The organism is Acinetobacter sp. CAU_H_29a_1, assembly GCF_058599505.1.
The window spans coordinates 410,578-424,393 of sequence record NZ_CM178655.1 but is presented as its reverse complement, the minus strand read 5'-3'; the positions used below and the strand labels follow the sequence as shown (position 1 = coordinate 424,393).

The 13,816-nt window shown below is 41.9% G+C and carries 10 protein-coding genes and 1 pseudogene; 9 read left to right on the top strand and 2 right to left on the bottom strand.

The features are described 5' to 3' along the window. The first annotated feature begins 122 nt into the window (after window positions 1-122). The 6 genes from AC4MDD_RS02020 (at window position 123) to AC4MDD_RS01995 (ending at window position 6,868) form a co-directional block, all read left to right on the top strand. Window positions 123-1,331 carry a PLP-dependent transferase gene (locus tag AC4MDD_RS02020; protein WP_491882237.1) on the top strand — a complete coding sequence of 403 codons (1,209 nt, stop codon included), beginning with the start codon at window positions 123-125 and terminating at the stop codon, window positions 1,329-1,331. 8 nt (window positions 1,332-1,339) lie between these two features. Then, on the top strand, window positions 1,340-2,923 hold the full coding sequence (locus AC4MDD_RS02015) for a helicase HerA-like domain-containing protein (RefSeq protein WP_491882236.1): 1,584 nt from the start codon (window positions 1,340-1,342) through the stop codon (window positions 2,921-2,923). A gap of 149 nt (window positions 2,924-3,072) precedes the next feature. Then, the gene (hmpA, locus tag AC4MDD_RS02010) at window positions 3,073-4,281 is read left to right on the top strand and encodes an NO-inducible flavohemoprotein (RefSeq protein ID WP_078390009.1); all 1,209 of its coding nucleotides are present in this window, start codon (window positions 3,073-3,075) and stop codon (window positions 4,279-4,281) included. 89 nt (window positions 4,282-4,370) lie between these two features. Continuing rightward, window positions 4,371-4,820, top strand: a complete 450-nt coding sequence (locus tag AC4MDD_RS02005; protein WP_004977913.1) for an RrF2 family transcriptional regulator — start codon at window positions 4,371-4,373, stop codon at window positions 4,818-4,820. Between the two features lie 103 nt (window positions 4,821-4,923). Further along, window positions 4,924-5,784, top strand: coding sequence for a ribosome biogenesis GTP-binding protein YihA/YsxC (gene yihA, locus AC4MDD_RS02000; RefSeq protein WP_004977914.1), 861 nt, complete (start codon window positions 4,924-4,926; stop codon window positions 5,782-5,784). A gap of 139 nt (window positions 5,785-5,923) precedes the next feature. Continuing rightward, window positions 5,924-6,868, top strand: coding sequence for a metal-dependent hydrolase (locus AC4MDD_RS01995; RefSeq protein WP_078390011.1), 945 nt, complete (start codon window positions 5,924-5,926; stop codon window positions 6,866-6,868). 54 nt (window positions 6,869-6,922) lie between these two features. Here AC4MDD_RS01995 and AC4MDD_RS01990 read toward each other — a convergent pair whose 3' ends face one another. Both AC4MDD_RS01990 and AC4MDD_RS01985 read right to left on the bottom strand, forming a co-directional pair. After that, entirely contained in the window at window positions 6,923-8,182 is a 1,260-nt protein-coding gene (locus tag AC4MDD_RS01990) for a dicarboxylate/amino acid:cation symporter (RefSeq protein ID WP_279043855.1), read from the bottom strand. Window positions 8,183-8,412: 230 nt separating this feature from the next. After that, the gene (locus AC4MDD_RS01985; protein WP_395442551.1) at window positions 8,413-9,285 is read right to left on the bottom strand and encodes an acyl-CoA thioesterase; all 873 of its coding nucleotides are present in this window, start codon (window positions 9,283-9,285) and stop codon (window positions 8,413-8,415) included. A gap of 291 nt (window positions 9,286-9,576) precedes the next feature. Between AC4MDD_RS01985 and plsB the strand changes: the two genes are divergently transcribed. The 3 genes and pseudogenes from plsB to AC4MDD_RS01970 all read left to right on the top strand — a co-directional run. Beyond that, window positions 9,577-12,150 (top strand): glycerol-3-phosphate 1-O-acyltransferase PlsB, encoded by a 2,574-nt coding sequence (gene plsB, locus AC4MDD_RS01980; RefSeq protein WP_491882235.1) that lies wholly within the window; start codon window positions 9,577-9,579, stop codon window positions 12,148-12,150. Window positions 12,151-12,474: 324 nt separating this feature from the next. Further along, window positions 12,475-12,915, top strand: a complete 441-nt coding sequence (locus tag AC4MDD_RS01975; RefSeq protein WP_491882234.1) for a hypothetical protein — start codon at window positions 12,475-12,477, stop codon at window positions 12,913-12,915. 160 nt (window positions 12,916-13,075) lie between these two features. Further along, window positions 13,076-13,663 (top strand): annotated as a pseudogene (locus AC4MDD_RS01970) (tetratricopeptide repeat protein); the annotation flags it as partial. Between the last annotated feature and the right edge of the window lie 153 nt (window positions 13,664-13,816).

The window sequence follows — 13,816 nt, the reverse complement described above, 5'->3', positions numbered from 1 at the left end:
AGCAAAATTGAAGCCAACTTTTTATTTTGTTTACCTTTATTCACATTTGTTCAATTTTCTCGCCTATTTAGAAACTTTCTCTTAAGCTAAAAACAATTTATCGCTTTATGATGAGTCGATTCGTGAAAAAAAAACCGCAAACCGCATTGGTTCATGCACCAAGACAAGCGCCTCAGTACATTTCAACGGTCCAACCTCCCCTGTATCGTGCATCGACGATTATTTTTAAAGATACCAATGCACTGTTTAATCGCCATTGGACCGATGACTATGACTATAGTTATGGTACCCATGGCACCCCCACCACATTTACATTGGGCGATAACATTGCACAAATTGAGGGTGGAAAGTACTGCCTACTCGCACCAAGTGGTTTATCTGCCATTAACCTAGTGAACTCATGTTTTTTAAGTCATGGTGATGAAGTTTGGGTAGCGGATAATATTTACGGGCCAAACATGGAGCATCTTCGTAATCTAGAAAAACGCTATGGCATTGATGTTCGTGTTTATAACCCTATTGATGTGTCTTCTTTCCAACCGACGGAAAAAGCTAAACTGATTTGGCTAGAAGCCGCAGGGTCGGTCACACTGGAGTTTCCAGATTTGGTCGGACTGGTGAAAAAGGCACAAACGCATCATGTGCTCACTGCTTTAGACAATACGTGGGGCGCAGGTCTTGCCTTTAATGCTTTTGATTTTAGTGATGCGCACTTAAGTGTAGATGTGACGGTAAATGCTTTGACCAAATACCCAAGTGGCGGCGGAGACATTTTAATGGGCTCAGTCGTGACACGCGAGCGAGCTTTACATCATCAACTCTTTCGCACGCATGCCATTCAAGGCATTAGCGTCTCTGGGGATGATGTTGCTCAAGTCCAACGCAGTCTAGCATCAATGCGCATTCGTTATGCCGCACAGTCTGAAAGTGCGCTGCAACTCCTAGCATGGCTAAAACAACAACCGGAATTTGTGCAGGTCTTACACCCTGCTGACTCGAGTGCTGCGGGTCATTCATATTGGAAAGACATTTGTGTCGATCAACACAGTGCAGGTTTGGTCAGTGTCATTTTCAAGCCCGAATTTGATCTGCAGGATATTCGTCAATTTTGTGATGCCCTATCACTCTTCAAACTCGGCTTTAGTTGGGGCGGTCCTGTCAGTTTGGTGATGCTGTATGACGTCAAAGACATGCGTGCACTTGAGCATACACATTTACAACAAGGTTTATTGGTTCGCTTTTGTATAGGACTAGAACATCCTACCGATTTAATTCAAGATATAGAAAATGCACTAAAACAACTGAATAACCATCACAAGAAAATTGAATAGGAAGAAGTATGAGCACCCCGATCATCATTGCTAAGAAAACCACAAATACCCAACAAGATGTTGTTCTACACTCGAAGTTTGCCAACCGTCATGGCTTAATTGCAGGGGCAACAGGGACAGGTAAAACCGTAACCCTGAAGGTGTTGGCTGAAAGTTTTTCCAGACTCGGGGTGCCCGTATTTTTAGCCGATGCCAAAGGCGATGTTTCCAGCTTAGCGCAGGCAGGCGCATCCAATCCCAAATTTGATGAACGCATTAAAAGTTTAGGCATCGACAGCATTCCCTTTGCTGCATCCCCCGTGGTGTTTTGGGATTTATTTGCTGAACAAGGTCATCCTATTCGTACCACGATTACCGAAATTGGCCCGCTGTTGCTGGCACGTATGCTGAATTTAAATGACACCCAAGAAGGGGTACTTTCTGCGGTATTTCGTATTGCAGATGATCAAGGCATGTTACTGATCGACTTTAAAGACTTAAAAGCCATGATTGGTTATGTCAGTGAACATGCCGCAGAGTTTAAAGCCGAATATGGCAACCTATCTCCTGCCAGCCTTGGTGCGATTCAACGGAATTTATTGGCACTAGCTGATCAAGGCGGTGATCAATTCTTCGGAGAGCCCAGCTTAAATATTCTCGACTTTATTCAGACCGACAGTAATGGTCGTGGCTATATCAATATCCTAGCCGCAGACAAACTCATGAACACCCCAAAGCTCTATGCCACTTTTCTGCTCTGGATGCTTTCAGAATTATTTGAACAGCTGCCTGAGGTTGGCGATATGGACAAACCTAAGCTGGTGTTCTTTTTTGATGAAGCGCATTTGCTATTTGATAATGCCAGTGCAGCGCTGCAAGAAAAAATTGAACAAGTGGTGCGTCTGATCCGCTCCAAGGGGGTGGGTATTTACTTTGTCACGCAAAACCCACTGGATTTGCCTGAAAGCGTGTTAGGGCAGCTCGGAAATCGCGTACAACATGCCTTACGTGCCTTTACCCCGAAAGATCAAAAAGCAGTTAAAACAGCTGCAGACACCTTCCGTGCCAATCCTGAATTTAAAGTTGAGCAAGCCATCACTGAACTAGCTGTGGGTGAAGCTTTAATTAGTTGCCTAGATGAACAAGGCACGCCGCAAGTCGTAGAGCGTGCATGGGTGATGCCACCCTATTCGTCTTTCACTCCGATTAGCCCAGAGCAACGTCAAGCCTTGATTTCACAAAGTATCGTGGCAGGCATTTATGAAAAAAGCCTAGACCGTGAAAGCGCTTTTGAACTTCTACAAAATAAAGTGGTTGAACGCCAACAACAAGCTGTACAGATAGAGCAAGAGAAACAACAAACCAAAGAACAAGAGGCGCTAGCGAAACAGAAGGCCAAAGAAGCTGAAACACTAGCGAAGCAACAAGCACGTGAGCAAGAGCGGATTGCGAAAGAACAGCAAAAAGAAGCTGAACGTGAAGCAAAACAGCGTGAGAAGCTAATTCAAGACACAGTAGGAACTTTTGCCAAAAGCGCCGCACGTAGTCTCGGGGGCAGTACGGGACAAAAAATCGTCCGTGGTTTACTCGGCTCATTGTTTGGTCGTAAGTGATCTACTTTTTAAATCTAAAAATCAAAATTTATAGGATATTCATATATCCCATATAAAAGTTAAGCTTTTCTTTAAAGATGTATTTACATTACATCCTTAAAGGTATATTTTAAATACATCTTATAAATGATAGCCAAGAGAGATCAAACATGACTCCGCAGCAAATTGAACTTGTAAAAGCAACTGTTCCTGTCCTTCGTGAAAATGGTGTCGCACTCACAGGTTATTTTTATAACCGCATGTTAGGCAACAATCCTAATTTAAAAGAAACCTTTAATATGGGGCATCAACGCAGTGGTGCTCAAGCCCAAGCTTTGGCGGGTGCTGTGTTGGCCTATGCAGAAAACATTGAAGATCCTTCAGTATTACTCCCTGTGGTTGAGCTGATTGCCCACAAACATGTCAGCTTGAATATTCAAGCACCCGACTACAATATTGTTGGGGAAAACCTCCTCCATTCGATTAGTGAAGTTTTAAGTATTTCAATGGAGGATCCATTGATTGATGCTTGGGCTGCGGCGTATGGTCAATTGGCTGATTTATTCATTAGCACTGAAAAAGCGATTTATGAGCAACATCAACAAACCAAAGGGAGCTGGTTAGGCTGGCGCAACTTTAAAATCGCGAAGAAAGTGGTTGAAAGCGATGAAATAACTTCTTTCTATCTTGCCCCTGTGGACGGTGGTGATTTACCAAAATATGAAGCAGGTCAGTACATTTCAGTACGTGTATTTGTTGAGGAACTTGGTCTAAAACAACCTCGCCAATACACCCTTTCAACCAGCCCTCAAGCTGACTATTTACGTATCTCGGTCAAACGCGAAGATGAAAAAGGTGATTTGGCGGGAGGCTGGGTGTCAAATACTCTGCATGGTTTAGCCGAAGGTGCTGAAATTGAAGTGTCTGCACCAACAGGTAACTTCTACCTGATTGACCCAAATAAACGCAATGTCTTTATTAGTGGTGGTGTAGGCCTCACGCCAATGGTGGCGATGCTGAATCAATTGGTGACTTTGGATATGCCAGAGCCTGTGACTTTTGTGCACGCCTGCCGTAGCAAACAAGTGCATGCCATGAAACAACATATTCATGACTTAAAAGCCAAATATCCACGTTTAAGTACCTTTACTGCATATGAGTTCCCACATCAAAGTGATGTTTTGGGTCAAGATTATGATGCGAAGGGTCGCCTTGATTTGAGTACCATTGATAGCGCAATTTTACCTGTTCAAGCAGACTACTACTTATGCGGCCCAATGCCATTTATGGCAGAACAACAAAAAGCCCTGATTGCCCGTGGTGTTCCTGCTGAAAATATTCACAGTGAAGCTTTTGGCACAGGTGGTGTTCACCACTAACCCATGCCATCAGCATAAAATAGAGAGGGTTAGTCAGGTTATGCTAGGCTAGCCCTTTGTTTTTTTGCTTATCAACGATCAGTACCCTCATGCAGCTCAATAAATTTACCGATTATGCTTTGCGAATTCTGATGTATGTTTCACAGCCGAAAGCGCTGCCGCATACCATCGCAGAACTGGCACAAGCTCTACAAGTGTCTGAAAACCACTTGATGAAAATCGTACACTTTATGGCGAAACAGCAGTGGATTATTACCGCACGCGGTCGTGGCGGTGGGATTCGACTCAATCCAGAAACCCTACATTTAAGACTGGGCGAAATTGTGCGGGTCTTGCAAGCGGATCAGAATATTGTGGAATGCAATACCCCGCCTTGCGTACTCCGTTCGAATTGCGGACTGAAAGGGATCTTAGATCAAGCGCTAGACCAGTTCTATCACAGCTTAGACCAATATACCTTAGCGGATGTACTGGGTACTGAAGCTCAGAATAAGTTCACGACCCACTCGCCGATTAACCTGATCAATCTCGCCGATTAAGGTCTTTTATAGACAAGATTGCGGACTTTACGCTGCAAAGGTCGATTGCCCGCTCGACTTCCATTATAATGGCTGATTGTAGATCATAAATTGAAGTTGAGTTATGCACCACAGCCGAGGAAAATCCAAAAACAGTAAAATTGCTGCTGCCCCAAAGCAAAAAATTAGCTATGAAAAAAAGGTAGATTCTGCAGTTACTGAATATGCTGTGCGCGCTCTCAACTGGCTGCGTAAAGCAGAGTTTTTAATGAGTGCTCCGAAGCTCAACCTGTGTGTAGAAGATACAGGCTATGAAATTGCCTTTGCGGGTCGTTCAAATGCAGGTAAGTCTAGTGCTATCAACGCCTTAACCAACCAAAAGCAATTGGCTCGTGCCTCGAAAAGACCGGGTCGTACGCAGATGATTAACTTTTTCAGTCTGGGTAATCCTGACCAACGTCTCGTCGACTTACCTGGTTATGGTTATGCAGCCGTGCCTGAAGCGATGAAAATCGTGTGGCAAAAAGAGTTAGAAAATTACCTGATTCAGCGTAAAAGCTTACAAGGCTTAGTCTTGTTGATGGATATTCGTCATCCACTACAGCACTTTGACGTGATGATGTTGGAATGGGCTTATTCACGTAAATTGTTTGTGCATGTACTGCTAACCAAGTCCGATAAACTCAACCGTGGCCCTGCCTCTAAAGCATTGCAAGAAGTTAAAGCCCAATTGAAAAAGATGAAACTGGATTTCTCAATTCAATTGTTCTCTTCCCTCAATAAACAAGGCCTAGAAGAACTGGCAAGTGTGATGGGCGGACGACTGAATTTTACTTTAGACCAAGCCCAACACTTTGACTTAAGCAGCATTCCAGATGCAACAGCCGATGAGCTGGATGCAGACGAATTCGATGAAGATCCTGAAGCCGCTATGGATCTTGATGCTGAAGACGATGTGGAAACCAAACCACAGCCTGAGGCTTAAGTTTTAAACGCCAACCTAAAAAAGCATCATCTATTGCTGTATCTGTGTCCCCTATTGCTAATCGCAATCGGGGACTTTTTTTATACTGACTTTATTCAGCTCGTGAAAAAATTCAACACATATAAAAATAGGTCAGCATATGAAATTATGGTCTCGATTGAAAAAAAACAAAATTCGTTCCTCTATTGCCTACACAATTAAGCCCCGCAAAGTTAAATTTGAGTGGCAAGACAGTCCGATTGATTGGATTCCCAACCAACCTTTTGCCAGCTATTTCATCAATGAAATTAATATGATCCTGCCCGCAGGTGAGTTCTGGTTCTGCCGCCTCTATAACAAAGTCTTACCACAAATTAGCGATGAAAAACTGAAGCAAGATGTACAAGCCTTTATCCGCCAAGAAGCCATGCATGCGCAGGCACACAACTCAGCCAATAAAGAGTATCTCAGCCAAAGAAAGATTGATGTCTCCCGTAATCTAGAGTTGATGGATTTCTTATTTGGAAAATTACTGGCCGATAAACCACTAGATCTCACTGTACCTAAAGCACTTGAGCACCAGTGGGATCTGTTTCGACTCGATATTATTGCCACGGTGGAACACATGACCTGTGTCCTTGGAAAATATGCACTGGACAACACCGAATGGGAGAAAATGGGCGCTGACCCTGCGATGTTAGACTTGATCAAATGGCACGGCGCAGAAGAAATTGAACACCGTACCGTCGCATTTGATTTGTACCGACATTTAGGCGGGGGTTATATTGCGCGCTATTATTTGAGTCTGGTGGTGATTGCTGCCGTTCTGGGCTTATGGGTCGATGGTGCAGCTCATATTATGAAACAAGATGACCGCTTTAAGTCGATTCAACCCAGTCTGTTTAAACCTTGGATTTGGCGTGAGTGGCTGTCTATTTCTAAACGGAATCATCAAGTTTTACCAAGTCCGTTATGGCTCATCTCACAGCAATTTGGCTATTTAGTGCCGTGGTATGACCCTGTACACGAAGCCAAAACAGAAGATGCGATTGCCTACTTAGACCAATCCCCAGCGGCTAAACGTGCCATGCTCAAAGTCGCTTAAATCCTAAAATAAAAAAAGCAGCTTAATAGCTGCTTTTTTATTTTAGAGCAAAACTTAAGACGGATTCGATAAATTGGGCAAAGGTGCATCCAGATCCTGGGTATGTCGATCCACCACCACACTAATCATCATGTCACCTTGTACATTCACCACAGTACGCACGGTATCCAGTAAGCGATCAATCGGTAATAAAATCGCAATCGCTTCAGCAGGAAGCCCGACAGACTGCAATACCATAATCATAGTGACCATGCCTGCACTCGGAATCCCTGGAGCACCTAAAGAAGCAATCATCGCCGTCAGACACACCACCAGCTGCTGACTCAAGGTCAAATCGAGTCCCATCAAGTTGGCAATAAACAAAGCCGCCGCTGCCTCATACAGCGCAGTACCATCCATATTGAGCTGCGTCCCCAACGGAATCACAAAGCCTGCCGTTTGCGGACGTACACCAAGATTTTCTTGCGCACACTTGAGGGATAAAGGCATAGTTGCCGAGCTTGAACTGGTGGCAAAAGCCGTAATCAACGCCACACGCGTGCCTTTAAAAAAGGTCATCGGGTTCATCTTGCCAAAAATCCACAGTAATAGCGGCAAAACCACCAGACCATGAAAAATGGTAGTGCCCGTTACCACAGCCGCAAACTCTGCCAAACGACTCAATACAGAAATGTCTTCAGTGGCAATCAACTTAGCAAGTAAGGCAAAAATTCCTAGCGGGGCTAGCTTCATCACCCAACCAATCATCAACATCATGATGTCAAAGAACTGTTGACTCAGCTTACGTACGGTACGGAATTTTTCGCCGCCCTTGACGAGTGCCACACCTATGAACAACGCAAAAACCACTACCGCTAAAACATTGCCTTCGGCAAAGGCTTTGAAGGGATTAATCAGCGTATTTTGAATAAAGTTGGTGAAGAACGAAGATGGGGTGAGCGTATCTGGAGTTTGATGAGCGGCCATGGCGTCTTGGAACATGGCGATATCGACACCTTTGCCGACTTCAAATAAATGCGCGCAGCTTAAACCCAATATCAAGGCCAAAGTCGTGGTGGTGACACAGCATGCCACCGTAATTTTCCAAACACGGGAGAGCTGTCCGCCCGCTTGCAAGTTGGATACTCCCACCACAATTGAGCTAAAAATGAGGGGAATCAATAGCATTTTTAACAGACCAATAAAAATACTGCTGACCACCCCGATTCCATACAAACTCATCTCTAAAAAAACGGTACCCGGGAAAAGATTGAGAACAAATCCGAAGATGACCCCAAAGATCGCTGCAATTAGAATTTGCGTGTTTAAGCTCATAGCTTCATGCTTTTCAAAGATTTCTTTGGGAAACTATGCCATGTGAACAGGTGAGAATCGAGCATTTTTTTGTCACAAGTACTGCACATTTCCCCATATACCTCTCCCCAAAAGATGAGACCATTACAATTCAAGCTCAACTTCTAGCTCTGCTCTGACCACCTTTCAGTCATAAAGTCGGTCATAAAAAAAGCTGAGTCATATCACTCAGCTTTTTCTGTACTTAGGCTTTATTGGGCTTCGATTTCACGGAGCCGAATCAAACCTTCTTGAGTGGTACTACACACCAACTCACCGTTTTGCCACATTCGTCCAAAGTTTAAACCACGTGAACTGGCACTGACTGTGGCGTCCATGTCATACAGCATCCAGTCATCTACACGAAAGGGTTTATGGAAATACATAGCATGGTCGATACTCGCACACTGCAAACTTGGCGAAAGATAACTTAAACCATGTGGGCGCAGTGCCGTGGTCATTAAAGTGAAATCTGAATAGAATGCTGCAATTGACTGATGCAACGAAATTTCATCCACTTCTGCTGCAATGCGGTCATGCGTGCGAATATAGTGCGCATACACAGGTGCTTCAGGCTGCGGTTGATACGGGTTCTGTGGATTGATGGGACGAATTTCCACATGACGATCCCGCATGAAACTTGCACGCACATTTTCAGGCACAAATTCCACCATCATTTTTTTCAGTTCAGCCTCAGACTTTAAAGACTCTGGTGCTGGATACTCAGGCTCACCGATTTGGTAATTCAGCCCTTCTTCATTGTCAGCAAAAGACACCATGCACATAAAGATGGTTTTACCATGCTGAATAGCACGCACTTGGCGACTGACAAAACTACGGCCATCACGAATTCGATCAACTTCATAGATAATCGGCGCGTTCACATCGCCACCAAATAAAAAGTATGCATGTAAAGAATGAGCTGGACGATCCGTCGTATATGACGCCGCACGTAGGGCCTGACCTAAGACTTGTCCGCCAAAAACACGCTTCCCAACCAAATTACGGCTTTGTCCACGAAAGATATTTTCCTCAATTTTTTCGAGGCTCAGTAATTCAACCAACTCTTGGGTTAAGGCATTCATAAGCAACCTACTTAATGGTGAGAGACCAGATTTTTCTGTAAAGTGATGAGGTGTGATATCGATATTAAAATCTATTTTGCCATAAATTCAGACTAAAACCCTATAGATTACTTGACTGAGTTGTCATAAGTTTTTTTCGTTATTTCCCACTAAAAATACGATTTTTAACGATAAAATTCACCATATAAAACAAATTTGTCAGGAAATGACATACGGTTTATGTTTACAATTACGCAAAATAAATACCCCTTCAGACAAACTGCGGGATTGGTCATTTAAGCAGGAGTGTATATGTCCAAAAGTGGCTTTGGTCAAATGTATAGAAAGCTTTCAAGTAAGCTTCTTGACCTCATAGTAACCCCACATGTATTGGGTGAGGTTCCAACAGAACCGACAGCAACAGATGCTGACCCAGCAGCTTCAGGCCATCCCAAAAAAATTGTCTGTTATGTGCTTCAAAATCACTCACGCAGTAACGCGCTGTTGGTGGATGGTGAAACACGTCGTTTAAAGCTTGCTCCTGCACTCGATCCTTTGGTCGTGGGGACACATCAAGAAAAAGCATCGATCGTGTTTTTACAGCATAACGATGAAAATAATTTACTTAACCCTTCACCACACACCTTTCCACCGCGCTTATTACGTCTCGTTGAAGCTTTAGAACAACAACCCGATTTAGACGTGGAACTGGTACCTGTGACGGTACTGTGGGGACGTTCACCAGATAAAGAAGACTCTTGGTTTAAATTGTTATTTACCGACACTTGGGCAACTCCAAGTACGGTGAAACAGCTGATGAATATCGGTTTACATGGTCGTCAGTCATTTTTAGAGTTTCATGAAAGTCAGTCTTTACGTGCTTTGGTTGACTTTGCAAAAACCACCTATCCGAATTTATCCCCTGCGACCTACATTCTAAATACCTTAAATAATCAGCTCGATGCACACCGTGAAGCGGTACTCGGTCCCGATCTTTCGGACCGTCGCAACGTGATGCATTCATTGATTAAAGCCAATGATGTACAAGATGCGATTCGCCGCGAAAGTATCCGCGGCAAAATTAGCATGTTGGATGCTGAACGTCGTGCCATTGGTTATGTCAATGAAATCGTATCGGACTACTCACATTCAACCATCCGTTTTGCGGAAATGGCGCTGGCACGATTATGGACGCAGCTCTATGACGGGGTTGAAGTTCATAACTTCAATACGGTCCGTGAGCTGGCTAAAGACTACGAAATTGTGTATACCCCATGTCACCGTAGCCATATCGACTATTTACTGCTGTCTTATGTGGTGTATAACCGTGGTTTGATGGTGCCTTATATTGCTGCGGGCGATAACCTGAATATGCCATTTGTTGGGCAAATTTTACGTGGTGGCGGTGCATTCTTTATTCGCCGTACTTTCCGCGGTAACGCGCTCTACACTTCGGTCTTTAAAGAATACCTATATAGCATTTTGTCGCGTAACACGCCTTTGGAATACTTCATCGAAGGTGGTCGTTCACGTACAGGTCGTCTGCTACCACCAAAGACAGGTATGTTAGCCATGACGGTGCACAGTCACTTGCGTGGGCGTGCCAAACCGATTGTCTTTGTTCCGACCTATATTGGCTATGAACGATTGATGGAAGGTGCAACCTACGTCGGCGAGATGAACGGTAAACCAAAAGAAGCCGAGTCTGTCTTTGGGATTCTGCAAACCTTACGCAAAATTGAACGTATTTTCGGAAAAGTCCATCTCAACTTTGGCGAGCCTGTTTTCCTCGATGACATGCTGAAAAAGCATGGCGCTGAGAATGTGCAAATTGCTAAAAATGATGATCCCATTCCGCAAGAAGTCTCTGATGCAGTCAACAGTTCAGCACATGCAATTTTAGAAAATATTAACCGTGCAGCTGTGGTGAATCCTGTTTCACTCTTGTCTTTGGTTCTGTTGGCCACTGAGAAGCATACGCTGGATGAAGAAATCTGCATCAAACAGCTTGATACCTATCGTAAGTTGTTGACGACACTTCCTTATGATGAGCGCCTCTTGGTCACGCCATTATCAGGTAAAGAAATCATTGCTTATGGTTTAAAGCTAAAACTGATCAAGCGTATCAATCACGTTCTTGGTGACATTATTGCGATTGCGGACAATCAAGCCGTACTGCTGACCTACTTCCGTAATAACATTTTGCATGCCTTTGTCTTGCCATCATTAGTTGCTGCTTTGGTTGAACACAATGGAACCATTGGCCGTGGTGATTTAATCAATGTGATTCGCACGCTATATCCATTTTTAAAAGCAGAATTGTTTTTAAAATGGGAAGATGCTGAACTCAAAGATCAAATCTGTGCCTATGTAGATGGTTTGATTCAAGCCAAACTGATTTCTGAAGATACTGAAGGTCACTTGATTTCTCCTGCTCCAAACAGTGAAGATCATAACCAATTGGTGGTATTGGCGGCACCAGTCATGCAGAGTCTTGAGCGTTACTACATGACGCTTGCGCTCATTACACAGCGCGATTCTGGGAACATTTCAGCACGTCAGGTGGAAGAGCTTAGTCATTTGGTCGGTCAGCGTCTATCTGTCCTATATGAGTTCAATTCGCCTGAATTCTTTGATAAAGCCCTGTTCCAAAGCTTTATTAAAGTGCTGACGCAACAGGGTTATATCAGCACCAACTCAGACAACGCGATCGTGTTTGATGAGAACTTCCAAAACGTTGCTCAATATGCCAACTTAGTACTAGATGATGTCACGCTACAAATGTTGCAACACATTACTACTTTCAGCGATGAAGAGCTGAAAGACACGCTAGACAAAGTGGCTGCTGAACAAGCGAAGAAGCGTTTGAAACGTAAGAAGAAGTAATTTCTTTTTTTAAAGCATAGGTATCTACAAAATGTAGGTGCCTATGCTGTTCAACAAGAAAATACTAAATAAAAAATTTAAGCCAATATAGGTTAAATAGATAAATAGTTGAGGAATACTTTTTATAAATTTGGACTTTACCTAATTCTATTTATGATCCATATATCCATGAATTAGCAAGAAATATAAACTTTAAAATTAAATACTGAACAACAAGCTAGTACAACCAATCATTAATGATCCAGTAGGATATAGATTAGTTTCAAATATAACTCTAATTCCAGTAGTTCCACTGCTTTTTTTAATTTACCAAAGTATACAATAATGAAATATATAGTTTTTTTAAGTATTTTATTGGCATCACTCTCAATTATAGGTTGTAAAGAAAAACGTGTTCGTTATTTTAAATACGAAATTGTAAACAATGAAAGTATTTGTTCATTGAAACCTAAGGAATTTTTTGATTCTAAAGAGCTTTCAATGTTCGATACATTTTTTAGAGATATGGATGGAAATCCTAATGATGAATTATCAGAAACTTTTTATAAAGAAAGTTTAAAAAATCTATCTAATACAAGTAGTAAATATATTTTTTGTTTTCCAAAGAGTAGTTTGAAATCAGATTTTTTAGAAACGCATATTCAAGTTGAACTACAAATAGGGAAAACTTTTCAACAATACGAATTTAAAAATTATTTTTGCATAAAGAATAATAACTTAATTAATTTTACTAAAAGAGAAAAAAGTATAGAAGTATGCGAATAATGTTGTTTTTTATACAGTTAACATAACACCTCTTACATTATATTATTAATTTTTTATATAAATACCAAAACTTTAATTAAAATATACCCAAGAGCTCATCTCACTAAAACCAGTTGTTACTGAGCTTTTACTAACAACGCCAAATAATCATCAAAGCAATGGAAATGCTGTCATTCAAAATGATTTAGCAGCCATGTTAACTAAGGGAATAGGTGCAGATAAAAATCCTGAGAAAGCATTGTTTTGGCTTAATAAAGCCGCGGAACAAAATTTTCCCGAAGCTCAATATAATTTAGGGTTAATGTATGATTCAGGGAATTACGTTACTAAAGATAGAAAAAAAGCCTTAGAATTTTATCAGTTAGCAGCTAAGTCTGGATTAAGTAAAGCTCAATATAATTTAGCTAATGCCTACTTCTCAGGCAATGGTATTGATAAAGATCCTAAGAAAGCGATAGAACTTTATAAGCAATCTGCAGAGCAAAATTTACCAGAGGCTCAATATAATTTAGCTAATGCTTATCGTGATGGTGTAGTTGTTCAGAAAAATGAAGAAAAGGCTCTAGAACTTTATCTTAAAGCAGCAGAACAAAACCTACCTGAAGCTCAGAATAATGCAGCATATATATATGCAAATACTTATAATGATTTAGAAAAAGCAAAATTTTGGTTTACTAAATCATATGAAAATGGCAATGCGGCAGCAGGTGAAGCTTTAAAAGAGTTGAATAAACTATCTTCTAATTAAATCATAGAATAACGCACATGAAACAACTATAACTAGAGTAATAATTACTCCTTGTATTTCAAATAGTATAGATAAAAATGAAGATGTACCAATTTTAAATAAATCATTTGAAATTAGTAGACTTCCGTCATAAATCAAAAAACGTACAATTTA

Excerpts from the sequence above, each read along its gene's own strand:
- AC4MDD_RS02015 (WP_491882236.1), top strand. The coding sequence starts at position 1,340 with ATGAGCACCCCGATCATCATTGCTAAGAAAACCACAAATACCCAACAA.
- hmpA (WP_078390009.1), top strand. The coding sequence starts at position 3,073 with ATGACTCCGCAGCAAATTGAACTTGTAAAAGCAACTGTTCCTGTCCTT.
- AC4MDD_RS02005 (WP_004977913.1), top strand. The coding sequence starts at position 4,371 with ATGCAGCTCAATAAATTTACCGATTATGCTTTGCGAATTCTGATGTAT.
- AC4MDD_RS01985 (WP_395442551.1), bottom strand. The coding sequence starts at position 9,285 with ATGAATGCCTTAACCCAAGAGTTGGTTGAATTACTGAGCCTCGAAAAA.
- AC4MDD_RS01995 (WP_078390011.1), top strand. The coding sequence starts at position 5,924 with ATGAAATTATGGTCTCGATTGAAAAAAAACAAAATTCGTTCCTCTATT.
- yihA (WP_004977914.1), top strand. The coding sequence starts at position 4,924 with ATGCACCACAGCCGAGGAAAATCCAAAAACAGTAAAATTGCTGCTGCC.
- AC4MDD_RS01975 (WP_491882234.1), top strand. The coding sequence starts at position 12,475 with ATGAAATATATAGTTTTTTTAAGTATTTTATTGGCATCACTCTCAATT.
- AC4MDD_RS01990 (WP_279043855.1), bottom strand. The coding sequence starts at position 8,182 with ATGAGCTTAAACACGCAAATTCTAATTGCAGCGATCTTTGGGGTCATC.
- plsB (WP_491882235.1), top strand. The coding sequence starts at position 9,577 with ATGTCCAAAAGTGGCTTTGGTCAAATGTATAGAAAGCTTTCAAGTAAG.